The following is a 25,532-nucleotide window of genomic DNA, read 5'->3' on the forward strand; positions in this document are numbered from 1 at the left end:
AGTTTAAAAATAATTGCCCTTGTTGTTATTGCTCTGGTGATTCTCTATTTTATAGCTATTTTGCTATCTAATGCGAGCTTTTCACATTTACACTCTTTAGACATGAACGTAGTGCAATTATGGGAACAGTATATTCTAATATTGGCTTTGTTGGAATACCGATTGCAAGTGCTTTATTTGGTGACAGAGGAGTGTTTTATTCAGCCATTGGTATTATGGTTTACAATACTTTTGTCTGGACACACGGAATGACTCTTTTTGAGAATGGTGACGGAAGTTCAAAAGAGAAGCTTCTAAAGATGTTTAAAAATCCTAACACCATAGCAATAGGTGTAGGTCTGGTGCTGTTTTTCTCAGGTGTAAGACTTCCAACTCCCCTTAATCAAGGTCTGGGATATCTGGCGGGTGCCAATACTCCTTTATCAATGTTTTTGATAGGGAATAGTTTGGCAAATATAGCGATGGATAGAAAAGTTGTCAAACCTTGGATGATTGTAACAGTGTTTTACCGTAATCTATTGATGCCAGTTATTGGAGTATTGATATTTGCACTTCTGGGAATAAAAGGAATAGACTATTTTGCAAATGTCATTTTATTCGCTTGTCCAATCGGGTCTTTAGTTACTTTATTTATAATCCAAGCCAAAGGAAATCCTGAGTTTTCAATTATTGAAATTGGTCTCTCGATTGTGACTTGTATTATATCAATACCAGTAATTTATCTTATAGCACAATTAGTCATGCAACAATTGTTTTAAAGAAAGGAATTCAGAATGTCAAATAAATTTCCAAAAAATTTTTTATGGGGTGGTGCAATTGCTGCAACGCAAGCAGAAGGAGCCTACAAGGAAGATGGGCGTGGTTTAATCAAACTCGATGTGACTACAGGGGGAACAAAAGATACTCCTCGTATGACAACTTACCTCGATAAAGATGGCAATTCTGGTGAGGCACCGGGTCGTGGTCACCATGCAGTTATTCCAGAAGGAGCGCGTTATGCAGTTTTGGAGGATTACTATTATCCTAATCACGATGGGGTCGATTTTTATCATCGCTATAAGGAAGATATTAAGCTCTTTGCTGAAATGGGCTACTCCATTTTTCGATTGTCGATTTCTTGGAGTCGCATTTTCCCGAATGGTGATGACCAAGAGCCCAATCAAAAGGGTTTAGATTTTTATCGCCAAGTATTTGAAGAGTGTCATAAATATGGTATAGAGCCCTTGGTTTCAATTTGGCACTTTGATACACCTTTAAATCTAGAAGTGAAATATGGTGGTTGGAACAATCGTCAATTGATTGATTTTTACGAAAGATATGCCAGAGTAATCTTTACAGAATACAAAGGTCTTGTTAAGTATTGGCTAACGTTTAATGAAATTAATAATACAGTCATGATGTTGAATATGTTTGGCAGAAAAGCTACTAAAGAGATGTATCAACAGGGCTATCAGCAGCTCCATTATCAATTGGTGGCCAGTGCCCGTGCTGTTAAAATTGGACATGAAATTGACCCTACAAATAAGATTGGTTGCATGATTTGCGGCATTACATTTTATCCAGCTACTTGCGACCCTAATGATATTCTGGCTAATGAACATAAGTGGCAACAAGGAATTTATTATTGTGGAGATGTGCAGGTGAAAGGGCAATATCCTACCTATGCTAAGCGCCTTTGGAAGCTGCATGATGTGGAGCTTGATATCACAAACAAAGATTTAGAAGAGTTGCGTGAAGGATGTGTGGATATGTATACTTTTTCTTACTACATGTCAAACAATGTGACAACTCATAATTTAGATGCTAAAGATATGGTAGACGGAAATTATTCTACTGGGGCTCGTAATGAATACCTAACTTATTCTGAGTGGGGATGGGCAGAAGATCCACTTGGATTAACCTACTATCTTGAAAAAATTTATGATCGTTATGAAATTCCATTAATGGTCGTCGAAAATGGACTCGGAGCCATCGATACAGTATCCGAAGATGGCAGTATTCATGATGATTATCGCATCAATTATCATAGAAATCATATTGCTGCTATGGCAAAGGCGATAGCAAATGGCGTTGATTTAATTGCTTATACAACTTGGGGCTGTATTGATATTGTATCTTCCGATACAGGGGAAATGCGTAAGCGTTATGGCTTCATTTATGTTGATAAAGATGATGAAGGCCATGGTACATTTAACCGAGTACCAAAAGACTCTTTCTACTGGTATAAGAAGGTTATTGCTTCTAATGGAGAAGACTTAGAATAATTAACAGTCAAGACCGCGATTGAAGTTTTTGCTATAATAAGCGTATTAAAAACTTTTGAAAGGACCATCATGCCCTACAAATACCTTCTTTTCGATCTTGATCATACTTTGTTAGATTTTGATGCGGCGGAAAGCCTTGCGTTGCACCAGCTTTTGCTTGAGGCGCAAGTGTCGGATATTGCAGCTTATATGGACTACTATGTTCCCATGAATCGTGGACTTTGGGATGATTTGAGCTTGGGCCAGATCAGCAAGCAAGAATTGATCGATACACGTTTTGCCCGACTATTTGCCCACTTTAATCAAGATGTGGATGGCCGCTATTATGCCCAGCGTTATCAGCACTTCCTCAGCCAGCAGGGACAGGTTTTAGAGGGGGCTAAAGAACTTCTGGGAATCCTTGGGGCGCGTGGTTATCGTCTTTTTGCTGCGACCAATGGGGTGACCTTTATCCAAAACGGCCGTTTAGATCGCTCTGGAATCAGAGATTATTTCGAGCAGGTGTTTATCTCGGATGATCTGGGGCATCAAAAACCCCAGAGGGAATACTATGATAGCATTGCTCATCAAATTAACGGCTTTGATAAAAAGCAAGCACTGATGATTGGTGATGGACTTCTCAGTGATATTCAAGGCGGCAACAATGCTGAGATTGATACGGTTTGGTACAATCCAAATGGTAAGGAGAATACCAGTCAGGCTCAGCCGACCTACATCGTAGCTACTTATCAGGGACTACTGGAAATTCTTGATTAAGATGATAAATGGTTAGAGGCTGAGATAAAAGTTCTCAGCCTTATTTATTTGGTCAATTTTATTTGCTAGGCGCAGTGGTTAGGGGCAAGACTTGTTGGCTCTACCGAGAAGTCTTACCCCTGCACAGTTCATGAGGTGCTTCAGCACCAATGAACCACTACTGATTGGAATTCCTTATCTTGGTGGGGTGCAGTCCCATTTTCAGCCACCCCCTTAAACAGTTCACTGGACTGTTTAAGGATCATACAAGTGATAGCCTCAACAGTTTGGGAAACTATTCAGAAGTTATCTAATACCATGAACCTTGTTCATCTTATTTCCAACCTTAAAAGGTCTCCCGGGCATTTTGAGCTGTTCGGAGGTGGGTTAAAAAGGTCTAGTAGACCTTTTTAATTGGGAAATAAAGCTTGCAAAGCAAGTGTCAAAATCCTTCACTGAAGGATTTCTACCTGAGTTTTAAAATAAGGAAGCGAGGACAATCACATTCTCCGAATGATTAATTTCCGTATCACTCTCCCATAGCTTCTCATAAAAATTTCTGAGCCGAATTCTTGAAATCCAAAACCGATTGAGTTAAACTGATTCCACAAGATCAACCTAAGTACAAGCTGGGGCATCGCTTCACGGCTTGGTATCTTGTTGATTGAACACGCCTACGGACTTTGTGAAATTAGGTACGTCTTCCTAGAATCTTTAGCGATTCCTTGTCAGGCTTCCTAAATTTCTTTGAGTCGCTTAATGGCTTAGTGGTATAACGTTGGTTAGTTGATCTTGCTGACCAAACGGCGTTAGTGGGAGAGACTTAGCAATGTCCACAGACGCCTTTTGTATCTTATGAAAGAGGGAGGACTTTCTATGGCAAAAGAAAATGAACAAGAGTTACGCCAGCGTATCGGAGATCTAGCTTATGAGGTGACACAGAACGCTGCTACTGAGCGTGCCTTTACAGGAGAGTACGATGAGCACTTTGAAAAAGGGATCTATGTAGATATCGTTAGTGGACAGCCTCTGTTTTCATCGACAGACAAGTATGATTCAGGTTGTGGCTGGCCGGCTTTTACTAAGCCGATTGAAGAGCAGAAGGTGACCAACCACAAGGACTTATCGTACGGGATGAGACGTATTGAAGTTCGTAGTCAAGAAGCAGATTCTCACCTTGGGCATGTCTTCAATGATGGCCCGATTGATAAGGGAGGTTTACGCTACTGTATCAATTCTGCAGCCCTTAGATTTGTCCCCTATGAGAATATGGCAACAGAAGGTTACGCAGACTACTTGAAGCTCTTTGATGATTAAAATAAAAGAAGGAGTGCTACTTATGAAAAAAATTTATCTAGCTGGTGGCTGTTTTTGGGGTGTTGAAGGATACTTTGACTTGATCGATGGCGTTACAGCTACCCGTGTCGGATATGCCAATGGTCAGTCTGAGGTTACCTCTTACGAACTTGTCGATGCGACTGATCACGCTGAGACAGTGGCTGTGACCTATGATCCTGAGCGTGTGAGTTTGTTAGAGATTCTAGCCCATTACTTCCGTATCATCGATCCATTTTCGATTAATCGTCAAGGAAACGATATTGGCAGGCAGTACCGTACCGGCATCTATTATGAAGATGAGGCAGATAGGGCTATCGCGGAAGCTATCATGCAAAAGGTCAGCCAAGAGCATGGCGGTCGTCCTCTAGCAGTTGAGCTAGAACCGCTTCGTCACTTTATTGATGCTGAAGAGTACCATCAGGATTACTTGAAAAAGAATCCAAATGGCTATTGCCATATTGATTTAGGCTTGGCAAAAGTCCCGCTGGCTTAAATAGCCTTATGGAACGATTGATTTGGACTATCAAGCTTTCCACCAACCTATTAAGAAGATGTTGCTAGATAAAATTACCGAACTACCTGATCAAGTAGATTCTAAGGCAGATTTGCTCAAAGATTGGCGAGAAAATTTAGAAGGCAAACCAGTAGCAGAACAGGTGGACATCATTGAAGCTAATGCCGTTATGAATTTCTTAACAGCTCTCGAGCACGAGCGCTGGAATCATTTCTACTTTATGCGCCATTTTGTTTTTAATGATGAGAAGAACCTAGAAAATTATCAACACGATTGCCTCATTACCAACTGGTCAGACTTCATGAGCAGCAAACAACGAGACAAAGCTATCTATGACTTCCTCTCTGTTTTAGACTTGGAGAAGGAAGAAGAGTAGAAAAAGAGGCTCTATGTAATATGAACTCCCTTTTATAATGGAGAATCTCAAAACATAAAATTTCTTTTCCGTTCTCAATATATACATACTTGAGAGGTTTTTCACTATCTCCAGTAATCTTATAATAATCAGAACCTCGTCTAGAAAAAACATATGAACATATCCGCTAAGATTCCACCGGATATAAAATAAACACAGAAAAAGCACATAGCTGAAAGATTTTTAGATCTTAAAGTTATGTGCTTTAACAATATCAATATTATTTTTGTACAGATAATCAATGCAATAGGAAACCACATACTTCTACAACAGCAATTCCGTTTATAACAAAATTACATATAAAATGTGCTGTCATTGCAACATATATGTTTTTGGTTTTGATATAGGAAATGCTCAACGGTAAAGCCCATATCATGCATAAGAAAATTCCCCAAATTGTAAATGCATGCTCTAAAGCATATGCAAACATACTGAATAGCGTTGTCAAAATTAAAGTTTTCCCATTTTTAAAAGATGTAAGATTTTTTCTATAAAACACTTCTTCTACGATTGGTGGCAATATTATTGTAGAACCTGTAAACAGAATAAGCTTTAACCAGTTATCCGCTTTTAATTTAATCATTCCCGTATTAAGATATGGGAACATATTTTCTAAGATATTTGTAAATACGAAAGCAAGACAAAAGAACAATATCGTCAACGCTACCTGCTTCCAAAAATTTTTCCCTCCTTTAAAGGAATCCAACCATTCTTGAATGGAAAAATCTTCTCTTAACCAAAAACAAATTGCCAATACTATATAAAACAAAAAATTGATGTATATATAATATCCTTGAAACAGCAAACATACTAATACAAATAATACCTCAGTAATAATGGGAAAGATATTTAATTTGATATATTTATTGTCCATACGCTCATACCAATTTACCATTTATAATTTCCACAAAAACATCCCACCAAAACGATGGAAGGTTTCAATTCAGCAACTCCCTTTTGAACCTGCTTTTTTAGCTTTTAGTATCAAAATAGTATCACTCAAGAGTTTTTTCTTCCACATATAGATAAAGCCCACTGTTTTCAATGATTTTATAACAGTAACATACTTGCTTCTGTTATTCCCACTCTACAGTTGCTGGTGGCTTGCTGGTAATGTCGTAAACGATGCGGTTAACGTGGTCAACTTCATTGACAATGCGGGTTGAGATTTTTTGTAGCACATCCCAAGGGAGTTTGGCAAAATCTGCAGTCATACCGTCGATGGAAGTGATGGCACGAATGGCAATGGTGTAGTCATAAGTTCGACCGTCGCCCATGACACCGACAGATCGTACACCAGTATTAACCGTAAAGTATTGCCAAACATCACGTTGAAGACCGGCTTTGGCGATTTCTTCTCGAAGAATAGCATCGGATTCCCGAACCGTTTTCAATTTTTCAGCTGTGACATCTCCCATGACACGGATAGCTAGACCGGGACCAGGGAAGGGTTGTCGCCAGACAATATCATCAGGCATACCTAGTGCAGTACCTAGAGCCCTAACTTCATCTTTAAAGAGGGTGTTAAGGGGTTCAATTAATTGAAACTGCATATCTTCTGGCAGACCACCGACATTATGATGGGATTTGATAGTCTGGGCTGTTTCGGTTCCGGACTCAATGATGTCTGTGTAGAGCGTACCCTGCGCCAAGAAGTCAACCCCTTTGAGTTTGCTGGCTTCGTCATCAAAGACATAGACGAATTCATTTCCAATAATCTTGCGTTTTTTTTCAGGGTCGTCAACGCCAGCTAGAAGGTTAAGAAAGCGCTCTGAAGCATCTACACGGATGATATTGAGCCCAAACTTTCCTCCTAGCATATTCATAACTTGATCACCTTCGTTTTTCCGAAGTAAGCCATGGTCAACAAAAATGCAGGTCAATTGGTCGCCGATGGCCTTTTGTAAAAGGACACCAACAACAGACGAATCGACACCGCCTGATAGACCGAGGAGAACCTTCCGCTCACCAACTGTTTGGCGAATCTTAGTGATTTCCATTTCGATAAAATTATCCATAGACCAATCACCCTTGGCCTCACAGATATTTAGGGCGAAGTTCCTCAAAATATCATTACCATAGACTGAATGACGAACCTCGGGGTGAAACTGAATGCCATAGATCTTTCGATTGGAATTTTCAATGGCTGCATAGGGACAATCAGCTGAGTCACCAACGAGATGGAAGCCCTGAGGAATTTCGGTGACGGCATCGCCATGGCTCATGAGAACAACTTGTTCCTTAGGTGTATCAGTAAAGAGTTCAGAGTCCTGACGTAGATGCAAGGTGGATTGACCATACTCGCTGCTTCCAGTTTGACCAGCTGGTACTACCTTACCACCTAGTTGGTCAGTAAGGAGCTGCATGCCGTAACAAATACCCAGTATTGGAATACCAAGCTGGAAGATTTCTTCATCAATACCAAAAGAATTTTCTGCATAGACAGAGTTAGGACCACCAGAGAGGATGATACCAATTGGATTTATTTCTCTAACTTCCTGGGCAGTAATCTTATGGCTTTTGAGTTCAGAAAAAACACCGATTTCACGAATTCGACGAGCAATCAATTGATTGTATTGACTACCGTAGTCCAAAACGATGATCTTTTCAAGATTGTTAAATTCAGTCATCAATAAGCCTTTCCAATTTTGTCGATTAAGTCGACAGATTATTGAATCCATTGTAACACACTTTGAGTGGAAGTGCACCAGAAATTCAGGGTGAAAATTCCTGCCATATCCCTATTCTAGCTGATTAATCTATGTTATAATATGACCTATGCGTAAAGAAATGCCACCCACACAAAGAAGAAAAGAAAGTCGTAAGGAATCTCTTCTCAGGGAGAAAAATCATAAGGGGCTCTTTCGGCCTCAAGAACTGATCGCTTTAGGAGTTCTTGTCATTTCTGTTATTATCCTTTTAGCTGTTACTCATAGTTTTGGTGTGCTCAAAAGGGATGTTCGAAGTATTACCAACCATCTGCAAATTGGCTCTGAAAATCTAAAAGCGAAATATCAAGCTGATGAAAGCGTACAACTTTCAGACAAAGCCAAGCAATCCATCGGCGGTAAGGATTTGACTGACTATCACAATTGGATCGGTAAGGTCAAATCTGAAAATCAGGTTGATACCAAAAATGGTAAATCGGTCATGACCTATTCCATTACATTTGAAAATGGCGATAGTCTAAACGGTGTTAAGGAATCTGATTTGACCAAAGCACCAGATGCTAAATTTAAAAAGGATGCGACCATCCAGATTAGTCATTCAGCAGAATCTGACTTGGATGGTTATGATTTAAGCAATTATCAGGGAGACGCAGCAAAGGTCGAAAAGGTTAGCTACAATTATACATCTGGCGGCGGTTATAAGTATGATGTTAAGCTGGATGATGGCACAGATATTTCTAATATCGCAGAAGCCAGTGTCAACGATATTTACCACGTCCCTCTAAAAGAAGAAAATTCTGCAGCAGATAATAATCAGGTATTAAAAGACGCCTTTAATTACGCCAAAGAGAATCCTGGAACAATCCTTGGTCTTCCAAGTGGAGATTTCACCATCGGAACACAGACTCCTGAAACAGACTATATTACTTTAGCATCAGATACACAGATTCGCGGTGATAATACCAATCTCATTGTTGATGGTGCTCAATATTGGTTCGGTTTTGCGACAGGGCCTGGTGCAACAGATGGCGTACAAAACTTTACTATGAGAGATATCACTGTCAAAGCCAAAGATTTAAAAAAAGGAAACCAATTTATGATTATGGTTAATCATGGTAGCGACTGGACTGTTGACAATAATACCTTTATCATGGTTCATAAAATGGGGAGTCATATTTTTGACTTAGGCGGCTTGCAAAACTCCAGTTTTGATGGCAATACCTTCGAGGGCTATGCACCAGAGCTGACTGATAAAACTGATTTATCGGAAGTCAGCAAAGATCATGATATTTACGCTGAGGCTATTCAGTTTGATACTTCCGACAATAGGGGAGAATGGGATGGCAATTTCTTGAAAAATATCGACCCTAATTATGGTAATTTCAATCAAACAAAAGCAGTTACTAGCAACATCAGTGTAACTAATAATTCCTTTATCCCTTATAAGGATGGGTCAGGAAAAATTATTGCTTACGGTGCTAGCATCGGTCAGCATTCTGGAGATGTTAATAATGTCACGGTATCTGGAAACACGCTTACTGATACTTTAACCAGCCGTTTCCATCAAGATAATAACTGGATGTTTAAACCTATTCATTTTACACCAAGTTCATCAATGTCTGTCTATGGCAACACAACTAATTAGTTGGGGAGTTGAGCGACAGTGGGAGTTGTAGATTATTTTCGTATTTGAATATGAGATTTGCTTGGGCAGAAGCTCTGTGTGTGCTTTTCTCGAATTAGAAAAAAGCCAGAGCTCTTCTGCTTTTTTGTGCTACAATATTGGTATAGATTAAGCAGGAGGAAGCTATGTTACCAGCTTATATTCGGATTCATGATGCCATCAAGAATGAAATAGATCAGGGGGTTTGGAAAATTGGCAGCCGTCTGCCCAGTGAAAGGGATTTATCTGATCAGTTTGAAGTCAGTCGGATGACCTTGCGACAGGCCGTTACACTCTTGGTTGATGAAGGCATCTTAGAAAGACGGATAGGCAGTGGCACTTATGTGGCCAGCCAACGAGTCCAAGAAAAAATCCGCGGAACAACCAGTTTCACAGAGATCATCAAAGCTCAGGGCAAAGAGCCATCGAGCAAATTGATTTCTTATGAAAGAACTTATCCAAATGAACAAGAAATCCGTCATCTGGGTGTCACACCTAAATCTTATATTATTCGGATGGAACGGGTTCGCTATGCCGATAATATCCCTGTCGTTTATGAGGTAACCAGTATTCCTGAACGGCTAATTCGCAACTTTAAGAGAAACGAAGTTACCAATCATTTTTTTCAGACATTGACAGACCATGGTTATATTATTGGGAAGAGTCAACAAACTATTTCTGCTGACATTGTTGATCCTCAACTGACCAAAGAGCTAGCTGTTGAACAGGGACATGCTATTTTGTCCTTAACGCAGACCTCCTACCTAGATGATGGCACAGCTTTTGAATTTGTCCGCAGTCAATATGTAGCTGGACGTTTTGAATTTTATTTAGAAAACCACTAAAAGAGCCGACTTAATTAATCGGCTCTTTTAAGTGTTATGGGAATACAATATTTACATAATTATATATATGTATTATTTCTGTCGCTCTGGAAAACAAGGGGAAATGACTGTCATCGCATCCAGAGGAAATCCATAAAGATGGGAACTTGCTTCTGCCAATCCGCTTCACGGTGGCGACCGCCTTCTTGACAGTAAATATAAGTAGCAGCACCGTAACTTTGAAAAGCTGCTTCAATGGCTAGATTTGCCTTAGCTGTCGGACTGTCCAAAGGGTCACCATGAGTATGACCAGCCTCAAGGCGTCCCCAAGACAGATAGATTCGGCTATTAGAATCAAGGTTGCTTGCTGCAACATCGGCTTGCAAGTCGCCCAAGATGGCAGAGGAGAGGCAGGCCGCCTTTGAGAAAATATGATTATATTTAGCCAGAGCATAAATGGCCATCAAGCCTCCCATTGAGGAGCCAGCAATAGCTGTAGCTTCACGAAAGACATAGGTGCGATAAGTTTTGTCAACATAGGGCTTGATATCGTTAACCAGCCAATCCATAGTTTCTTGGCCTAGGCCATTAATATGACCGCCAAAAAAATCTGAGTCAATATCATAAGGACTGTATTCTGATAAGCGTTCATTGCCTTCGTGACCGCATTCAAGCCCAACAACAATCATCTTCTTCGGCCAGTTTTCTAGGAAATCGTAAAGTCCCCAAGATTTGCCATAAGTTGCCATCTGGTCAAAGAAAAGGTTCTGTCCATCAAAGAAATACATAACAGGATAGGTATCCTGACTATTATAGTAATCGTCAGGCAGGTAAATATGCAATTTTCGCCACTTACCAACAGCTGGAAAATAAGAATCATGATACTCAATCATTTTGCGGATGCCTCCTATTGGATTTTTAATCAGTCAAAGCTATTATAGAGAAAATATCTAGTATGGACAAATCTAAACGGCTATAAAATGTGTGAAATTTTTGCTATAATAAGGCTTATGGAAATTGAAAAAACCAATCGCATGAATGCGCTTTTCGAGTTTTATGCTCCACTCCTGACGGACAAGCAGATGAACTATATTGAGCTCTACTATGCAGATGATTATAGCTTAGCTGAGATTGCTGATGAGTTTGGCGTCAGCCGTCAGGCGGTTTATGATAATATCAAGCGAACTGAGAAAATTTTGGAAGACTATGAGCGAAAGCTCCACATGTATTCCGATTATATTGTTCGTAGCCAGATTTTCGACAGTATTTTAGAGAACTATCCTAATGATGCGTATCTGCAGGAAAATATTTCTCTCTTAACCAGTATTGATAATCGAGATTAATTAGTAAAATAAAGGAATAGGAATTACAATGGCTTTTGAAAGTTTAACTGAACGTTTACAAGGCGTTTTCAAAAATATTCGCGGCAAGAAGAAGCTCTCTGACAAAGATGTCCAAGAGGTTACTAAGGAAATTCGTCTGGCTCTGCTAGAAGCTGATGTCGCATTACCAGTTGTTAAAGATTTTATCAAACGGGTACGCGAACGGGCTGTTGGCCATGAAATTATTGACACCTTGGATCCAACTCAACAAATTATCAAGATTGTCAATGAAGAATTGACAGCAATTCTGGGTTCTGAAACGGCGGAAATTGAAAAATCTCCTAAGATTCCAACCATTATTATGATGATTGGTCTTCAAGGGGCGGGTAAAACAACTTTTGCTGGTAAATTGGCTAATAAATTAGTCAAAGAAGAAAATGCCCGTCCTTTGATGATTGCAGCTGATATTTACCGTCCAGCGGCTATCGATCAGCTGAAAACCTTAGGTCAGCAAATTAGCGTGCCAGTTTTTGATATGGGAACTGATGTCCCTGCGACTGAAATCGTTAAAAGTGGTCTGGCTCAAGCTCGGGAAAATCATAATGACTATGTCTTGATCGATACGGCTGGTCGTCTGCAGATTGATGAGACCCTGATGCAGGAACTGCGGGATGTCAAAGACTTGGCCCAGCCCAATGAAATTCTCTTGGTTGTTGATTCTATGATTGGTCAAGAAGCAGCCAACGTTGCCCGTGAGTTCAACCAGAAACTGGATATCACAGGTGTCGTCCTCACCAAGATTGATGGTGATACACGCGGTGGTGCAGCCTTGTCTGTTCGCCAAATTACTGGCCGTCCGATTAAATTTACCGGTACTGGTGAAAAGATTACTGACATCGAAACCTTCCACCCAGATCGGATGTCTAGCCGTATTTTGGGTATGGGAGACCTACTGACACTGATTGAAAAGGCCAGTCAAGAATACGATGAAAAGCGCTCAGCAGAAATTGCTGAAAAAATGCGCGAAAATACTTTCGATTTTAATGATTTTATTGAGCAGCTGGATCAAATGCAAAGTATGGGACCGATGGAAGATCTTCTGAAAATGCTTCCTGGCATGGCTGGAAATCCTGCACTTAGCAATCTTAAAGTAGATGAGCGTGCGATTGCTCGCAAGCGTGCGATTGTCTCATCGATGACACCAGAAGAACGTGAGAATCCTGATTTGCTCAACCCAAGCCGTCGCCGCCGAATCGCAGCAGGGTCCGGAAATAGCTTTGTTGATGTCAATAAATTTATCAAGGATTTTAATCAGGCTAAGTCTATGATGCAGGGCGTTATGAGCGGTGATATGAACAAGGCTATGAAACAAATGGGCTTGGATCCTAATCAATTGCCTAAAAATGGTTCTGGTATGGACATGTCAGCCCTTGAGGGTATGATGGGACAAGGAGGTATGCCTGATATGTCAGCCTTGGCTGGTACTAATGGTATGCCCGATATGAGTCAAATGCTTGGCGGTGGCTTGAAGGGGAAAATTGGTCAGTTCGCTGTTAATCAAGCTATGAAACGTCAGGCCAATAAACTTAAAAAAGCCAAGAAAAAACGCGGCAAGAAGAAGTAGTAACCGGTAATTTGTTTACAGTCAGAAAAAACGCTATTCTTGCAATTAAAACTATAAAAATACATGAGGCTGGGCTAGGTGTCCCAGCCTCATAACACCTCATAACAGGAAAACAATGACGAATAATACAATGCAACAACCCCAGCCAAATAATCACAGTTCTAATCGAAAGCAATTGGATAATGTTTTAGATATCCTAAGGAAATTATGGCTTATCTTAAAAGAGACCTGCCAGATGCTAATCAAGTATCTTAAAGTCCGTGCTTCTGATCCGCTAAAGGTGTTTTTAGTAGCTCTATTAATCAGTTTGATTTATATCATTCCTTTGATGATGAGCAACGGTGCCTTGTATGGTGATGATTTGCACTTTCATCTTAACCGTGTCCTCAGTCTGGCCAGCATCCATGAAACTCCAGTCAATTTCAAAGCTTTTTATAAGGTCGGACAAGGGGTTAATTTTTTCTATCCTTACTTAACCTATTATCCTTATTATTTGCTTTATAGGTTGACTGGCAGTCTTTACAGTGGTTGGATACTTTATATTTATGGCTTAACAGCGGTAACATACCTAATTTCTTACTATTCAGGCAAAGGAATTACCCATAACCCTTTTAGTTCACATATTTTTGCCATATTTTACGTATTTTCGGCCTATCGCCTTGGCAATATTGTGATTCGCTTTGCAACTGGCGAGGTTATCGCGATGAGCTTTCTTCCCCTAGCTTTTTATGGGCTTTATAATATCGTTAGAGGCAATTATCATAAATGGTATCCTCTGACTTTTGGCATGGCTTTGCTTATTTATAGCCATATTTTAACGGCTTTTATGGCTTCAGCTGTAGTTGGTCTAATCTTTATCACAACAATTGCTTTTCAGCAAAATAGGCTTCAGCGCTGTTGGAATTTCTTTATTGCCGTGATGGCTAGTTTAGCTTTGAGTGCTTTTCAGTTTTTTACCATGTTAGAGCAGTTTCGCTACAGTCGTATTGATAATCCTGGGGGGATATCACTAAACGATTCTACCAGAACGCTCGGTGATATTTTTCACTTTAGCCTTAATAATGCCATTAAGGAGTTAGTGCCTGGAATTCTTGTCATTGTCTGTCTCCTTCTGATTTTACTTCAATTTCGAAAATTAAGAATTGAAGACTACTATCTCATAGGCTGGATAGTGTTGCTTATTTTATTGGAGAGCAAGGTTATCAAATGGCCTGATAGTCCTAATAGTAGTGTCAGTGTTATTCAGTTTGCTTGGCGAGTTAATAGTTTTCTCACCCTCTTTGCTACGTTTTTAGCATCCAAACTTTTTCTTCTTAGAAATCCATCGGTAGGTAGACGGCGACTTTTCTATGTTGAGACTATAGCAGTTCTGGTTGCTTTGTCTGCTATTAATATCAGCAGTTCAGTAACTATATTTAAGACGTTGTCCAGTCATAAACCGATCATTTTTAGCGAACTATCTCATCGTAATAAACAAAAAAGGGTTCTTAACGCTATATCACTCAGAGACTATGCCAATAGGTCGACTAGAGAAAAAAATGAAGTAGCTGATACTGGTAAGAAGCTAGGACATCAGGTTATAGTTAAAGACAGTGATGTTCTTTTAGAATCCAAATTTCGTTTTAGGGATAGCTATGCGACTGGGGTTATCACTAATGATACGGGCAGTGAACAGCGGATTGAACTTCCTTTTTATCGCTATAAGGGACAGGTCGTCACCGTTGATGGTCAAGAAGTTCCGACAACCCTTAGTAAAGCTGGCGCTACGACCATTCATTTTCCCGAGGGAACTCATGAGATCAAGATAACCTACCATTATACTCAGTTGGCTCGCGTAGCTTGGGCAGCTTCAGTGATCAGTTGTCTGTCTATTATTCTTTATGCTATTGCCTACGGACTAGCTGACAGAGGAATTCTTATCTTCCGAAAAGACGGCCTAGTGATTTATCACCCTGAATGGAATTCAGCTGCAACTGAGCGATAAATAAGATATAGGTTGATAAGGGAAAATCCATAAAATGTCTATTTTGATAGACATTTTTGTTTTTGTCTGCTACAATAGACAAAAATAAAAGGAGAAGACCATGACCTACCTTGCTCTTATTGGCGATATTATCAATTCTAAAGGACTCAAAGATCGCGCTCGGGTGCAGGAGGAGCTGCTGAATTTGATGCAGGTCATTAATAAGGACTATGCTTCTGTAATCGTCTCACCCTTTACAGTAACAACGGGTGATGAATTTCAGGCTTTGTTACGACCTAATGATAATATTTTCCAGATTATTGATAGCATACAGATGGAGCTGTTTCCTACTCAGATTCGTTTTGGATTAGGATTAGGGGAGATGCTGACTCCGATTAATGAGAAACAAAGTATCGGTTCGGATGGGCCAGCCTTTTGGCGGGCTCGTGAAGCTATCAACCATGTTCATGATAAGACTGATTATGGGGTTGCGCGTATCGCACTGTCTTGTGATAATCAGCTGATTCAAGAAAGTGTTAATAGCCTGCTGGCCTCTGGAGATTTTATTAAGTCTAAATGGACTGCAAATCAACTGGCTATTTTAAAAGCCCTGCTGGAACAGCAGAGCTATCAAGAACAATTTGAACATCAAATGATTGCAGATGCTTTAGGAATTAAACCCAGTGGCTTTAGCAAACGGCTGAAAGCCAGCGGTTTAAAGCATTATTTACGCAGCCGCAAGGCAGCAGCGCATTTGATTATTGCAGCAAGTAGAAGCAATGATCAACAAAAAAGTAGCGAGGAGGAGAACCATGCTTGAAATTTTAACTTTCTCGGACTACCTCATAGAGAACCCTTTGCTAACCTTGACCTTATTGGCCCATTTTCTAGCAGATTTTCAATGGCAAAGCCAAAGAATGGCTGATCAGAAATCTTACAGTATACGAGTGCTATCGCAGCACCTTATTATTGTCGCCTTACCTCTGTTAGTCTGTTTTGTTTTGAATCCTGCAGCCGGAATCTATCTTTTGGTTGTTTGGCTTAGCCATGTCGTTATCGATAGTGCTAAGTTTTATTTTGTACCAAATATGCACAGCCAATCCTGGCAGCAAGTGATTTTTGTTGGTGACCAGATTTTGCATTATTTGGCTATCTTTTCTGCCTATATTTGCTTTAAACCTGATACCATATTGCTTATCAGCCAGAATAGTGAACTGATTCGTTTGGGCTTATTTTTGACTTTGATTACTAAGCCGATTAATATTGTGTTTAAACTCTTTTTCAGCAAGTATCAAGTTTCTGAGGAACCCCACGAACCAACTGTAGCTGGTGCTGGTGCTCTTATTGGTTTGTTGGAGCGTCTTATTATGGGGATTTTCTTATTGTTTGGGCAATTTGCAGCCATAGGTCTGGTATTTACGGCTAAATCTATTGCTCGTTACGATAGGATTTCGAAAAACCAAGCTTTTGCAGAATATTACCTGATTGGGTCCCTATTCAGCATCATCAGTGTTTTGCTAGTCTATGGTATCTTATTAGTGTGATAGTTTAGTTAATGCATTTCAATTCCATATAAAAAGACTAGCGTATCTTTATTTCAATTGGTATCTCTAAAAAAGCAGTTCACTTCAATGTGAGCTGTTTTTAAATAGGTTCATCTACAAATAGTACTTTTACGATGATATCAGCCATATCAGCTGTACTTTTGTCGGCTCCTTGATTGATCCAATAGGTAATGAGGCTTTCACTACTGGCTAGGTAAACTTCTAAGGCATAGTCTTCCGGAATATCGTAATGCTGGGCGATAGTCTTTTTCCAGTTAGGGTAGCTGATAATAAGCTGAAAAACAAAATCTTTGATGATTTGGGAGAAATTAACATAAGAAGTTTTTGCAATCACAGAGACAAAGTCAAAATCCCTGACAAGATAGTCAAGCACCTCTTTTATCACAGGTCTAGGATCCTCATCTAAATCTTCCTGCAGTAAGATATTAAAGAGCTGAGTCAGCATTTCCTCTTTCATCTGATTGACCATATCATATTTATCCAAGTAATGAAGATAGAAAGTTCCGCGATTAATCCCCGCTGTCTTGGTCAAGTCCGAGATAGTAATCGTTTCAAAATCCTTTTCCGATAGTAGGCGGATTAGAGCCTTCTTGAGATAGTTTTTGGTTTCAGTCTGTCGTTTTTGAGCCATATGCTTTCCTTAAATCAACACTTTGTTTATTTTTGTTCTTGTTAAATCAACAGGCTGATTATATAATATTTCCTGTTATAAATCAACAATGTGTCCAATTAAGGAGGAAAGCGATGGCTTATATCGAAGTTAAACATTCTACTAAGCGTTATCATATGGGGGATACCACTATCTCAGCTAATGATGATGTCAATTTCGAGATTGAAAAAGGAGAGCTCGTGATTATTCTGGGATCATCAGGAGCAGGGAAATCAACCCTGCTCAATATTCTGGGAGGAATGGATACCAATGATGAAGGGCAGGTCATTATTGATGGCACAGATATTGCTCAGCTCAATTCGCACCAGCGGACCAATTACCGCCGTGATGATGTGGGCTTTGTGTTTCAATTCTACAATCTGGTCGCCAATCTGACAGCTAAGGAAAATGTTGAATTAGCCTCAGAAATTGTCAAAGATGCTATGGATCCTGTAACGATTCTAAAAGAAGTCGGACTTGAAAATCGGATCAATAATTTTCCAGCGCAACTATCTGGCGGGGAGCAGCAGCGTGTTTCCATTGCACGCGCCGTGGCTAAAAGGCCAAAGATTCTGCTGTGTGATGAACCGACCGGTGCCCTTGATTACCAAACCGGTAAACAGGTGCTGCAAATCCTGCAGGACATGTCTCGTCAGCAAGGCGCAACAGTCATCATCGTAACCCATAATTCAGCTCTAGCACCCATTGCAGATCGTGTCATTCATATGCGGGATGCCACTGTAAAATCTATCAAAACCAATGATCATCCGCAAGATATTGCAAGCCTAGAGTACTAGGAGGAAGTTATGTCTAAAAAAATCTATTGGAAAGATGTGCGCAAGGCTATTACAGTATCCAAGGGACGTTTTATTTCGATTGTACTCTTATTGATGTTGGGATCCTTTGCCTTGGTCGGTCTTAAATCGACCACACCTGATATACAAACAACTGCCAGTGACTACTTATCCAAGTATCACACGATGGACCTGAGCGTTATGGCCGATTATGGACTGAGTAAGGACGACCAAAAGGAACTGTCTGCTATCAAAGAGGCAAAGGTAGAGTACGGCTACCTAGATGATGTCACAATCAAAGATCATACAGATGCTGTCCGCATTTTCTCCTACGATAATGCCGTTAATAATATCTCTCGCTATGAACTCACATCAGGAAGGTTTCCTAAAAAGGCCAAGGAAATTGCCCTATCCAAGGCTTACCGTAAGGATTATAAAATTGGAGACCACATTACTTTTAAAAGGGGCAATAAAACCTCATTGAAGTATGATACCTACACGATCACGGGCTTTATCAACTCAACAGAGATCCTCTCTAAAACAAGCTTGGGCAGCTCAACAGCTGGTGATGGCAGCCTATCAGGGTATGCTGTTACTTTACCAGAAGCCTTCGACAGTGATGTCTATAGTATTGCTCGCATTCGTTATAATGATCTCGCTGGACTTAATCCCTTTCAAAATACCTATAAGGAAAGATTAGCAGATCACCAAAAAGACCTGAATGACTTGCTAAAGGATAATGGTGCCAAGCGTTTGGCTGACCTCAAAGATGATGCTCAAGAAAAAATTGATAAAAAGCAAGCGCAGGTAACTAAGGTCAAGGAGCAATTAGCACAAGCAGGGGCTCAAGCTCAATTACCACCTCAGCAAGCAGCAGAGATCAGCAAGCAAATAAGTCAGGCGCAAGCAAAAATTGCTGCTGCCCAAAAAGAGAAAGACAACTTAACCAAACCAGCCTATACTAGCTACACACGTTCTACACTTCCAGGTGGCGATGGCTATATGGCTTTTGCCGCAACAGCCACGAGTATTGCCATTGTAGCCGATCTTTTCCCCATTGTTTTGTATCTAGTTGCTGCCATGGTCACCTTTACGACCATGACACGCTTTGTTGATGAGGAGCGGCAAAATTCAGGGCTCTTCAAGGCCCTCGGCTATTCGAATCAGGATGTTATCCGTAAATTTGTCATTTATGGCTTTATGGCTGGTATACTTGGGACCGCCCTAGGGGTTACAGCGGGTACTTATTATCTTCCTGTCAATATCGGCAATATCACCATGGGTGATCTGACATTGGATAAAATGAAATTGTTACCTTATGCCTCTTATATCCTTTTAGCATTTGGCTTAGCGATTCTTTCCAGTATTCTGCCGGCTTTCTGGATCGCTTATCGTGAACTGCGCGATAAACCAGCCCAGCTCTTGCTGCCCAAACCGCCAGCAGCGGGTTCTAAAATTCTTTTGGAGCGACTGACTTTTCTTTGGAATCGTCTCAGCTTCACCCACAAGGTAACCGCACGCAATATCTTTCGTTATAAACAGCGCATGCTGATGACCATCTTTGGTGTGGCTGGCTCAGTTGCTTTATTATTTGCTGGATTGGGAATCCAGTCGTCCATTTCCGGAGTGACCGACAAGCAGTTCGGACAGATTTTCTCTTATGATATGATTGCCGTTCGCAACAAGCAAGCCTCATCGCAGGAGAAAGCAGCTGTCAAGAAGGCTATTGCTTCCAAAGACTTTGATAAGTCGTTAAATATTTATTATGAAAAGAGTGAACAGACCATTAAATACGTTACAGAGGCTCAAACTGTAACATGTCTGGTAACACCAGATAAAGATTTTTCTGGCATGATTAATCTATCCTCGTCCAAAGGTCAAAAACTCAAACTTTCAGATGATGGGGTTATTCTATCTGAAAAACTCGCCCAGCTCTATCAGGTAAAGGCCGGTGATCACTTTGACTATATTGATAAGGATGGCCATAAGGTCTCTTTGAAAGTATCTGGCATTGCTCAGATCTATACAGGCCATTTTATCTTTATGACCCAGAATTACTACCAAAAAGCCTTTAAAACTGATCTATCAACCAACGCCTATCTCTTACAGGCCAAAGATGATTCAGACAGCAAGGTTAAAAAACTTTCGACGGATTTTCTGGACTTAAAAGGGGTAGAGGCTGTCTCACAGAATATTGCTATGGTTAATTCCTTAAACAAAGTAGTGGACTCTCTCAACAGCGTCATGCTGATTTTGATTATCGTCTCAATTTTACTGGCCCTCGTGATTCTCTATAATCTCACCACTATCAATGTTGCCGAACGTATTCGTGAACTCTCAACTATCAAGGTGCTTGGATTTCACAGCAAAGAAGTCACCATGTATATCTACCGCGAAACCATCACCTTGTCGCTAATTGGTATTCTGGTAGGCCTTGCCGGTGGTTTTGGACTCCACAGGCTTTTGATCAGTCGGATGGGCGGAGATGATTTCAACTTTAGTTACTCGTTAACCTGGTCGGTTTATCTCATTCCAGTGCTAGCTATTATCATCATTCTGAGCGCCCTAGGCTGGCTAGTTAACCATAGACTAAAAGCCGTTGACATGTTAGAAGCACTCAAAAGCGTTGACTGATAAGATAAAATATTACAAGAACAATTCCAATTCCCTGAAGAATCTCTGCCTGCGCAGGGATTTTTTGGTCAGTTACTCGCATTACTACCTTAGTTGATCGATCCTATAGGGCTGCAGAACGTATTTTCTTGATAGCAGGCTATATTTAGATTTGACAGAAATACAAGGGTTATGTTATGCTGTATTTGAGGAATCGACCATTGGTCGGTTGGTGACGAAGGAGGAAGCATGAGAATTGTCAAAGGGTACGATGAGCGCCGGGCTGAGATTCTTGCAGCTGCTACCCAGCTCTTTCAAGAAAAAGGCTTTGAAAAAGCCAGTGTCAACGATATTTTGAAGGTCGTTGGGATTGCCAAGGGGACATTTTATTACTATTTTAAATCTAAGGAAGAAGTACTGGAAGCTGTTGTAGATGAAGCGACTGCCGTTCTAAAATCAAGAGTAGCAGCCGTTATCAATAAGCCAAACAAGGATCCAAAGGACAAGCTGGCAGAGGCTTTCCAAAGTATGAATATTACAGATATCTATGGCGGAAAGCTGCTGGAAGATATGCACAAACCCAAAAATGCTCTCCTCCATCAGAAATCCTTACAAGCTATCCTGCACGAAGTGACGCCTCTGCTAACAGGCATTATTGAAGAAGGGGTGCAAGCTGGCCAATTTGACTGTCCCTATCCTAAACAACTGGTGCAAATCGTACTTGCTGCTGTAGCAACACTCTTTGATGACGGAATTTTTCAGCTGGATAAGAAGGAGCAGCAGCAATTGCTTGAGGCTTTTCAATTCTTCCTCTTCAAGCAACTTGGTATTGAGAATTGAGTTATTCACTAAGATAAAATTGCCCTTGCTGCAATTTTATTTTTGACCGCAACCGACCGTTGGTCGACATATAAAGATATTATTTAAAGGAGAGCAAAATTGAAAAAATTTTTAACCCTATGGTTTGGGGAATTGATTTCCAGTATTGGCGGAGGGATGTCTGCCTTTGCTATGACTATTTACGCTTTGAAGGTTACAAATAGTGTAACCGCAGTTTCTCTTATAACCCTACTGGCATTTTTGCCAACTGTTCTGTTAGCTCCATTTGGCGGTTTTTTAGCCGATCGCTATGATCGGAGAGCCTTGATGATGATTGGTGACAGCTTCTCAGTCCTAGGCTTGCTTTATATCGTACTGAACTTGAATATCGGCTCAACCAATTTAAGTCCCATCTATATCGGTGTAACCATTAGTGCTGTCTTTTCGTCACTGGTTGAGCCAGCCTATCGTGCAACAGTGAGCGATTTATTGACCAAAGATGAGTATGCCAAGGCAAGCGGCATGGTTCAACTGGCAGCTAGTTCACGTTATTTAATTTCTCCTGCCTTAGCCGGATTCTTTCTAGCCTACTTTGATATTCGCTTTATTCTTTGTCTGGATATCCTATCTTTCCTAGTAGCTGTCCTCTTGATTTTCTGTGTTAAAAAAGGAATCAAGATTTCAAAACAAAAAGACAAAGAGAGGATTTCGTTTGGAGAAACTTGGAAGCTTAGCCGGAGCTATAAGGGTTTGCAATCCTTAATTGCTATGATGACCTTGGTTTGCTTCTTTATCGGACTAGTTCAAATTTTAGTCGAACCTCTGGTACTGAACATGGCTGATACGCAAACTGTTGGAATCATGGAAGCCCTTTGCACAGTAGGGCTCTTAGTCGGCAGTCTCTGGATTGGGGTCAAAGGCATTCATCGGCAGCATGCAGCGATTCTAGCCCAGGCTGGATTGCTAGCAGGTCTCTTCATTGGATTGTGCGGTTTTGTCATGAATATATGGTGGGTCGGTATCACAATTTTCCTCTTTTTTATGACTTTGGCCTTTGTCAATACCTGTGCCGATGTGCTGGTCAGAGTAACCATTCCTAATGAATTACAGGGCAGAATCTGGGGAATGATTAGTTTTATCACCCAATTCGGTACCATTATTGCCTATCTGTGTGCAGGTTTTCTGGCAGACCGTCTATTTGAACCCCTGATGGCCAAACAAGGTGCCTTAGCAGGAACTATTATTGGACAATTGATTGGAAGCGGAGCAGGCAGGGGAATCGGGCTTATGTTGATTATTTCAGGAATTGGCCTGATCCTTAGTTCACTGTTGATCGGCAGCAATCGCTCAATCAAGCAAATGAAAGTAGAGTAAGGAGGTGTCACATGTTCTACAAACTCCTAAAAAGCGACCTCAAGCGGCATCCTATCAAAAATTTGTTGTTAATTGGTCTGACTAGCCTGTCTCTCTTTATCGTTTGTAGCGTTTTCTTTCTCATAAAACAGACGGTATCCAGCATTTCTGACATGTACCAAGTAGCCCAGCCGCCTCATTTCATCCAAATGCATCGCGGTCAGCTAAACCAAGAAGAGATTGATCAATTTAATCAATCATACTCAGGTGTCAAAGCTTGGCAGACTGTGCAGCTATTAAATGTCGAAGGAAAGCAGCTGACCGTTTATCACCAAAACAAAAAGCGCGATGCCTTAGCGGATTCACAGCTGGATATTAGCTTTGTCAAACAGAATAAAACCTACGATCTGCTCTTAAATGCACAGCATGAAAAAATAGCGTTAAAATCGGGAGAAGTAGCCGTTCCAAAACTTTTGCGGGATCAATTTTCTATGAAAATCGGTGATCGGCTTCGTATTCAAGAAGGCGCATTTAGCAAAACCTTTACTATTACAGAGGTTGCTCACGATGCACAGATGAATTCAACCTTGGCTTCCTCTACACGATTTTTAGTGAGCGATGCTGACTTTGCAGAGTTAACAAAAAATCTTTCTCAAAAAGAAGTCATCATCGAAACTTACTTTAACGATACAGGTCAAGCAGACAGCTATCAATCGGCCTATAAGAAAGCAAGTTTACCACAAAACGGGCCATCCTTGACTTATCGCATACTCTTTTTTCTCAGTGCTTTAACAGATTTGGCCACTGCAGCCATCTACTTTCTAGCGGGAGGTTTGCTGCTTGTTATTACACTGATTTGCCTTCGCTTTATCTTACTGGCAGAGATTGAGGCTGAAAGCGGCGAGATCGGACTTTTAAAGGCTATTGGTCTGCCCAACAGGACCATCAAACAGCTCTATCTGCAAAAGATAGTCTTGACGACTGGCTTAGGTAGTTTAATAGGCTACTCTCTGGCTCTTGTTTTTCTACCTGTAACGACGCAAAGAATCAGGGAAACCTTTGGCCAGACAGGTCTCTCATTAGTCGATGGTATGCTAGGTTTTATGATTGTAGTCTTGCTTTTCTTCGTCATCACTTTCTATTCTTGGATAATTTTGAATCGTATTAAAAAAGCAAGTGTTGTGGATCTCCTTGTTCAGGGAAATGGCTTTGTCTTGCGTAGGAAAAAAAGGAAATTTCCTCCTGTCCGCCATCTGTCTGCCAACCTCTTAATAACAAGAAGAAAGCTCAAAAACGGTTATGCTTTTCCGTTTTGGCTCTGTCTTTTTATAAGTCTAACTATCCTCCTGCCTTCTCGCCTTATTCATACCATGAATGCGCCAGAATTCATTACCTACATGGGAAGCGCCAAATACGATATTTCTTTGGAAGTAACAGAAGGAGAAGGAGTCGACGCAAGAGCAAAAACTGCGAGGCAGACCCTACAAAAGATTTCACAGAGCCACTCTGTATCTCTCTCTGAAATCAGAAGAACACAAGTGCAGGCCGCCTCATCACAAGGAGATACAGTCAGTCTCCCAGTAGATATGGGGCAGGATTCAGGAAAAGAACTGCATTATACCCAAGGGCATGCAGCTAGAAATAATCAGGAAATTGCTCTGTCTCTTTTAGCAGCCGAGGAATTAGGGAAGGGTCTAGGAGATAAACTCACTCTTACAGTGAATGGGCAATCCATTTCTCCAAAAATCGTCGGACTCTATCAGGATATTACAAATGGTGGAAAAACAGCGAAATTACCCAGTGAGTTCAGTCAGGCACATTCGCAAAAATACATTTTCTACCTCCGGCTGACCAACCACCATCAGAAGAAAAAAATACTGCAACTATTAACATCGAAGCTTGGTAAGAAAGGCTACCGCATTAACGATGCCAAAGGAATTGTTCAGCAAACCCTAGGCGGAATGATTCAAGAGCTGCAAAAGGCTTCAAATACCACTTTAGGAGTGAGTTTGCTGATTTTTGGCAGCCTTCTCTTCTTATTTTTAAGTTTACATGTCAACCGCAATCTCAAAGAATTCATATTTAAGCGTACGTTGGGATTATCCTTTAGCTCTGTCTATTTACAGGAACTTTATCCGTTAGCCATCAGTTCTTTGCTTGGTGCTTTCAGCGGAATATTATTGGTACAGTATCTAGGAGAACCTTTTATTAGCAGTCTGTTTGGTCTGTTAAATTCTGGTATTCAGCAATTATCATTTGTCGCCATGAGCTGGACCGAACTCGCCGTTTATTTTTGCGTCTTAATCCTTATTATTGCCATCCTCACTTATATGGCACTCATTCCTGTTAAAAAGCAGTCATTCTTAGCCTACAGAAACGAATAACTCGATCATCAGAAAGGAAAAAGG

The 25,532-nt window shown here is 40.6% G+C and carries 21 protein-coding genes and 1 pseudogene; 18 read left to right on the forward strand and 4 right to left on the reverse strand.

Annotated features, from left to right (window positions below; all coding sequences use genetic code 11):
* Positions 1-119 precede the first annotated feature (119 nt).
* From ACFSN5_RS05045 to ACFSN5_RS05070, 6 genes and pseudogenes are all read left to right on the forward strand, one after another.
* Positions 120-758, forward strand: coding sequence for an AEC family transporter (locus ACFSN5_RS05045; protein WP_165211106.1), 639 nt, complete (start codon positions 120-122; stop codon positions 756-758).
* 15 nt (positions 759-773) lie between these two features.
* A complete protein-coding gene (locus ACFSN5_RS05050) occupies positions 774-2,264 on the forward strand; it encodes a family 1 glycosylhydrolase (RefSeq protein ID WP_165211103.1) in 1,491 nt (496 codons plus the stop codon).
* Between the two features lie 69 nt (positions 2,265-2,333).
* Positions 2,334-3,020, forward strand: a complete 687-nt coding sequence (locus tag ACFSN5_RS05055; RefSeq protein WP_165211100.1) for a YjjG family noncanonical pyrimidine nucleotidase — start codon at positions 2,334-2,336, stop codon at positions 3,018-3,020.
* 855 nt (positions 3,021-3,875) lie between these two features.
* Complete coding sequence (msrB, locus tag ACFSN5_RS05060; protein ID WP_165211097.1) at positions 3,876-4,316, forward strand: peptide-methionine (R)-S-oxide reductase MsrB; 441 nt, start codon at positions 3,876-3,878, stop codon at positions 4,314-4,316.
* A 22-nt stretch (positions 4,317-4,338) separates the two neighbouring features.
* Positions 4,339-4,824: pseudogene (gene msrA, locus ACFSN5_RS05065) on the forward strand (peptide-methionine (S)-S-oxide reductase MsrA); the annotation flags it as partial.
* Positions 4,825-4,888: 64 nt separating this feature from the next.
* Positions 4,889-5,227, forward strand: coding sequence for a hypothetical protein (locus tag ACFSN5_RS05070; protein WP_165211094.1), 339 nt, complete (start codon positions 4,889-4,891; stop codon positions 5,225-5,227).
* A 277-nt stretch (positions 5,228-5,504) separates the two neighbouring features.
* On the opposite strand, the gene ACFSN5_RS05075 is transcribed toward ACFSN5_RS05070, so the two are convergent.
* Together ACFSN5_RS05075 and guaA are read right to left on the reverse strand one after the other, a co-directional pair.
* The gene (locus ACFSN5_RS05075) at positions 5,505-6,161 is read right to left on the reverse strand and encodes a CPBP family intramembrane glutamic endopeptidase (protein WP_241154201.1); all 657 of its coding nucleotides are present in this window, start codon (positions 6,159-6,161) and stop codon (positions 5,505-5,507) included.
* A 181-nt stretch (positions 6,162-6,342) separates the two neighbouring features.
* Positions 6,343-7,896, reverse strand: coding sequence for a glutamine-hydrolyzing GMP synthase (gene guaA / locus ACFSN5_RS05080; protein ID WP_165211091.1), 1,554 nt, complete (start codon positions 7,894-7,896; stop codon positions 6,343-6,345).
* A gap of 148 nt (positions 7,897-8,044) precedes the next feature.
* On the opposite strand from guaA, the gene ACFSN5_RS05085 reads away from it, so the two are divergent.
* Positions 8,045-9,580: a hypothetical protein gene (locus ACFSN5_RS05085; RefSeq protein WP_004227451.1), complete on the forward strand. Its 1,536-nt coding sequence runs from the start codon at positions 8,045-8,047 to the stop codon at positions 9,578-9,580.
* Positions 9,581-9,744: 164 nt separating this feature from the next.
* Entirely contained in the window at positions 9,745-10,443 is a 699-nt protein-coding gene (locus ACFSN5_RS05090; RefSeq protein ID WP_165211087.1) for a GntR family transcriptional regulator, read from the forward strand.
* 110 nt (positions 10,444-10,553) lie between these two features.
* Here ACFSN5_RS05090 and ACFSN5_RS05095 read toward each other — a convergent pair whose 3' ends face one another.
* Complete coding sequence (locus ACFSN5_RS05095) at positions 10,554-11,315, reverse strand: alpha/beta hydrolase (protein ID WP_165211084.1); 762 nt, start codon at positions 11,313-11,315, stop codon at positions 10,554-10,556.
* Between the two features lie 117 nt (positions 11,316-11,432).
* Between ACFSN5_RS05095 and ACFSN5_RS05100 the strand changes: the two genes are divergently transcribed.
* The 5 genes from ACFSN5_RS05100 (at position 11,433) to ACFSN5_RS05120 (ending at position 16,875) form a co-directional block, all read left to right on the forward strand.
* Entirely contained in the window at positions 11,433-11,765 is a 333-nt protein-coding gene (locus ACFSN5_RS05100; RefSeq protein ID WP_004229497.1) for a putative DNA-binding protein, read from the forward strand.
* A 28-nt stretch (positions 11,766-11,793) separates the two neighbouring features.
* Positions 11,794-13,368: a signal recognition particle protein gene (gene ffh / locus ACFSN5_RS05105; RefSeq protein WP_165211081.1), complete on the forward strand. Its 1,575-nt coding sequence runs from the start codon at positions 11,794-11,796 to the stop codon at positions 13,366-13,368.
* A 115-nt stretch (positions 13,369-13,483) separates the two neighbouring features.
* On the forward strand, positions 13,484-15,352 hold the full coding sequence (locus tag ACFSN5_RS05110) for a YfhO family protein (protein WP_241154200.1): 1,869 nt from the start codon (positions 13,484-13,486) through the stop codon (positions 15,350-15,352).
* Positions 15,353-15,452: 100 nt separating this feature from the next.
* The gene (locus ACFSN5_RS05115; protein WP_165211078.1) at positions 15,453-16,151 is read left to right on the forward strand and encodes a SatD family protein; all 699 of its coding nucleotides are present in this window, start codon (positions 15,453-15,455) and stop codon (positions 16,149-16,151) included.
* Complete coding sequence (locus ACFSN5_RS05120) at positions 16,144-16,875, forward strand: DUF3307 domain-containing protein (RefSeq protein ID WP_165211075.1); 732 nt, start codon at positions 16,144-16,146, stop codon at positions 16,873-16,875. The genes ACFSN5_RS05115 and ACFSN5_RS05120 overlap by 8 nt, the downstream gene beginning before the upstream one ends.
* Before the next feature lie 100 nt (positions 16,876-16,975).
* Here the strand turns inward: ACFSN5_RS05120 and ACFSN5_RS05125 are convergent, their stop codons facing one another.
* Positions 16,976-17,527: a TetR/AcrR family transcriptional regulator gene (locus ACFSN5_RS05125; protein ID WP_165211072.1), complete on the reverse strand. Its 552-nt coding sequence runs from the start codon at positions 17,525-17,527 to the stop codon at positions 16,976-16,978.
* Between the two features lie 113 nt (positions 17,528-17,640).
* On the opposite strand from ACFSN5_RS05125, the gene ACFSN5_RS05130 reads away from it, so the two are divergent.
* The 5 genes from ACFSN5_RS05130 (at position 17,641) to ACFSN5_RS05150 (ending at position 25,508) form a co-directional block, all read left to right on the forward strand.
* Positions 17,641-18,342: an ABC transporter ATP-binding protein gene (locus ACFSN5_RS05130; protein ID WP_165211069.1), complete on the forward strand. Its 702-nt coding sequence runs from the start codon at positions 17,641-17,643 to the stop codon at positions 18,340-18,342.
* A gap of 9 nt (positions 18,343-18,351) precedes the next feature.
* The gene (locus tag ACFSN5_RS05135) at positions 18,352-20,973 is read left to right on the forward strand and encodes an ABC transporter permease (protein ID WP_165329257.1); all 2,622 of its coding nucleotides are present in this window, start codon (positions 18,352-18,354) and stop codon (positions 20,971-20,973) included.
* 228 nt (positions 20,974-21,201) lie between these two features.
* Positions 21,202-21,792 carry a TetR/AcrR family transcriptional regulator gene (locus tag ACFSN5_RS05140; RefSeq protein ID WP_165211063.1) on the forward strand — a complete coding sequence of 197 codons (591 nt, stop codon included), beginning with the start codon at positions 21,202-21,204 and terminating at the stop codon, positions 21,790-21,792.
* Between the two features lie 99 nt (positions 21,793-21,891).
* The gene (locus ACFSN5_RS05145; RefSeq protein WP_165211060.1) at positions 21,892-23,145 is read left to right on the forward strand and encodes an MFS transporter; all 1,254 of its coding nucleotides are present in this window, start codon (positions 21,892-21,894) and stop codon (positions 23,143-23,145) included.
* An 11-nt stretch (positions 23,146-23,156) separates the two neighbouring features.
* Positions 23,157-25,508, forward strand: coding sequence for an ABC transporter permease (locus ACFSN5_RS05150; protein ID WP_165211057.1), 2,352 nt, complete (start codon positions 23,157-23,159; stop codon positions 25,506-25,508).
* Positions 25,509-25,532: the final 24 nt, after the last annotated feature.

The sequence above is a fragment of the Streptococcus tangpeifui genome (genome assembly GCF_044503215.1).
GTDB lineage: Bacteria > Bacillota > Bacilli > Lactobacillales > Streptococcaceae > Streptococcus > Streptococcus tangpeifui.

Bases quoted from the DNA above. Each gene is read 5' to 3' on its own strand.
- ACFSN5_RS05045 (WP_165211106.1), top strand. From the start codon at position 120: ATGGGAACAGTATATTCTAATATTGGCTTTGTTGGAATACCGATTGCA.
- ACFSN5_RS05140 (WP_165211063.1), top strand. From the start codon at position 21,202: ATGAGAATTGTCAAAGGGTACGATGAGCGCCGGGCTGAGATTCTTGCA.
- ACFSN5_RS05115 (WP_165211078.1), top strand. From the start codon at position 15,453: ATGACCTACCTTGCTCTTATTGGCGATATTATCAATTCTAAAGGACTC.
- ACFSN5_RS05090 (WP_165211087.1), top strand. From the start codon at position 9,745: ATGTTACCAGCTTATATTCGGATTCATGATGCCATCAAGAATGAAATA.
- ffh (WP_165211081.1), top strand. From the start codon at position 11,794: ATGGCTTTTGAAAGTTTAACTGAACGTTTACAAGGCGTTTTCAAAAAT.
- ACFSN5_RS05075 (WP_241154201.1), bottom strand. From the start codon at position 6,161: ATGGTAAATTGGTATGAGCGTATGGACAATAAATATATCAAATTAAAT.
- ACFSN5_RS05095 (WP_165211084.1), bottom strand. From the start codon at position 11,315: ATGATTGAGTATCATGATTCTTATTTTCCAGCTGTTGGTAAGTGGCGA.
- guaA (WP_165211091.1), bottom strand. From the start codon at position 7,896: ATGACTGAATTTAACAATCTTGAAAAGATCATCGTTTTGGACTACGGT.
- ACFSN5_RS05135 (WP_165329257.1), top strand. From the start codon at position 18,352: ATGTCTAAAAAAATCTATTGGAAAGATGTGCGCAAGGCTATTACAGTA.
- ACFSN5_RS05055 (WP_165211100.1), top strand. From the start codon at position 2,334: ATGCCCTACAAATACCTTCTTTTCGATCTTGATCATACTTTGTTAGAT.
- ACFSN5_RS05130 (WP_165211069.1), top strand. From the start codon at position 17,641: ATGGCTTATATCGAAGTTAAACATTCTACTAAGCGTTATCATATGGGG.
- ACFSN5_RS05125 (WP_165211072.1), bottom strand. From the start codon at position 17,527: ATGGCTCAAAAACGACAGACTGAAACCAAAAACTATCTCAAGAAGGCT.
- ACFSN5_RS05120 (WP_165211075.1), top strand. From the start codon at position 16,144: ATGCTTGAAATTTTAACTTTCTCGGACTACCTCATAGAGAACCCTTTG.
- ACFSN5_RS05050 (WP_165211103.1), top strand. From the start codon at position 774: ATGTCAAATAAATTTCCAAAAAATTTTTTATGGGGTGGTGCAATTGCT.
- ACFSN5_RS05070 (WP_165211094.1), top strand. From the start codon at position 4,889: ATGTTGCTAGATAAAATTACCGAACTACCTGATCAAGTAGATTCTAAG.
- ACFSN5_RS05110 (WP_241154200.1), top strand. From the start codon at position 13,484: ATGACGAATAATACAATGCAACAACCCCAGCCAAATAATCACAGTTCT.
- ACFSN5_RS05100 (WP_004229497.1), top strand. From the start codon at position 11,433: ATGGAAATTGAAAAAACCAATCGCATGAATGCGCTTTTCGAGTTTTAT.
- ACFSN5_RS05085 (WP_004227451.1), top strand. From the start codon at position 8,045: ATGCGTAAAGAAATGCCACCCACACAAAGAAGAAAAGAAAGTCGTAAG.
- ACFSN5_RS05150 (WP_165211057.1), top strand. From the start codon at position 23,157: ATGTTCTACAAACTCCTAAAAAGCGACCTCAAGCGGCATCCTATCAAA.
- msrB (WP_165211097.1), top strand. From the start codon at position 3,876: ATGGCAAAAGAAAATGAACAAGAGTTACGCCAGCGTATCGGAGATCTA.